Below are 1,834 nucleotides of genomic sequence, written 5' to 3' on the forward strand. Positions count from 1 at the left end.
CCGGCCCGCCCCTGCGCGCCCGGACCTGGCTGCGCCGGCTGGACGACGGCCTCGGCCATCTGGTGGAGATCCCGGCGGCGCTGCTCGTGCTCGCGGAGATCGCGGTGCTGCTCGGCGGCGTCGTGAGCCGCTACGTGTTCCGCGAACCCCTCGTCTGGTCGGACGAGCTCGCCTCGATCCTGTTCCTGTGGCTCGCCATGCTGGGCGCCGTGGTCGCCTTCCGCCGCGCCGAGCACATGCGGATGACCGCCTTCGTGGCCATGAGCGGGCCGCGCCTGCGCGCCTTCCTTGAGACGGTCGCCCTGGTGGCGGGCCTGATCTTCGTGGCGCTGCTGCTGGAGCCGGCCTGGGAGTTCGCCAGCGAGGAGACCTTCGTCCAGACGCCCGCGCTGGAGCTGAACAACGCGTGGCGCGCCGCCGCCCTGCCGGTCGGGCTGGGCCTCATGCTGCTCGTCGCGGCGATCCGGCTCCTGGAGACGGCCGACTGGAAGCTGACCGCGGGGGCGCTCGTGCTCGGCGCCGCGGTCGCCGCCGGACTCGTGGCCCTCCAGCCCTGGCTGATGGACCTCGGCAACCTCAACCTGCTGCTGTTCTTCGTCCTCGGCGTCGGCGCGCTGGTCTTCTCCGGCGTGCCGATCGCCTTCGCGTTCGGCCTGTCCACCTTCGCGTACATCACGCTGACCACCCACGCGCCCGCGATGGTGGTGGTCGGGCGCATGGACGAGGGCATGAGCCACCTGATCCTGCTCGCCGTGCCGCTGTTCGTGTTCCTCGGCCTGCTCATCGAGATGACCGGCATGGCCCGCGCCATGGTCGGGTTCCTGGCGAGCCTGCTCGGCCATGTCCGTGGCGGCCTGCACTACGTGCTGGTCGGCGCGATGTACCTCGTGTCGGGCATCTCCGGGTCGAAGGCCGCCGACATGGCCGCCGTCGCCCCCGTGCTGTTCCCCGAGATGAAGGCCCGGGGCGCCAGGGAAGGCGACCTCGTGGCGCTGCTCGCCACCACCGGCGCGCAGACCGAGACGATCCCGCCCTCCATCGTGCTGATCACCATCGGCTCGGTCACCGGCGTGTCGATCACGGCCCTGTTCACCGGCGGCCTGCTGCCCGGCCTCGTGCTCGCCGCGACCCTCTGCGCGCTGGTCTGGTGGCGCTACCGCGGCGAGGACCTCAGCCACGTCGCCCGGCCGTCCGGACGCATCATCGGCCGCGCCTTCCTGGTGGCGATCCCGGCGCTGGCCCTGCCGTTCGTGATCCGCTTCGCCGTGGTCGAGGGCATCGCCACCGCCACCGAGGTGTCCACCATCGGCATCGTCTACGCGGCGCTGGCGGGGCTGCTGATCTACCGGCAGTTCGACTGGCGGCGGCTCTACCCGATGCTGGTGACCACCGCCACGCTGTCGGGGGCGATCCTGCTGATCATCGGCGCGGCCACCGGAATGGCCTGGGCGCTGACCCAGTCGGGCTTCTCGCAGACGCTGGCCGAGGTGATGAAGAGCCTGCCGGGCGGCGCGCTCGGCTTCCTGTTCGTCTCGGCCCTCGCCTTCATCGTCCTGGGCTCGGTGCTGGAGGGCATCCCGGCGATCGTGCTGTTCGGCCCGCTGCTGTTCCCGATCGCCCGGGCGGTCGGGGTGCACGAGGTCCACTACGCCATGGTGGTGATCCTCGCGATGGGCATCGGCCTGTTCGCCCCGCCCTTCGGCGTCGGCTACTACGCGGCCTGCGCCATCAGCCGGATCCACCCCGATGCCGGGATGCGCCCGATCGTCGGCTACATCGTGGCCCTGCTGGTCGGGCTCCTCGTCATCATCCTCGTCCCCTGGTTCTCGATCGG

1 protein-coding gene is annotated in these 1,834 nt (G+C 71.5%); it reads left to right on the forward strand.

From position 1 onward, the window contains the following. Window positions 1-11 precede the first annotated feature (11 nt). A partial coding sequence (locus MFF58_RS31535) for a TRAP transporter large permease (protein ID WP_238294246.1) occupies window positions 12-1,834 on the forward strand: 1,823 nt, incomplete at its 3' end.

This window comes from Methylobacterium longum (genome assembly GCF_022179385.1).
Taxonomy (GTDB): domain Bacteria; phylum Pseudomonadota; class Alphaproteobacteria; order Rhizobiales; family Beijerinckiaceae; genus Methylobacterium; species Methylobacterium longum.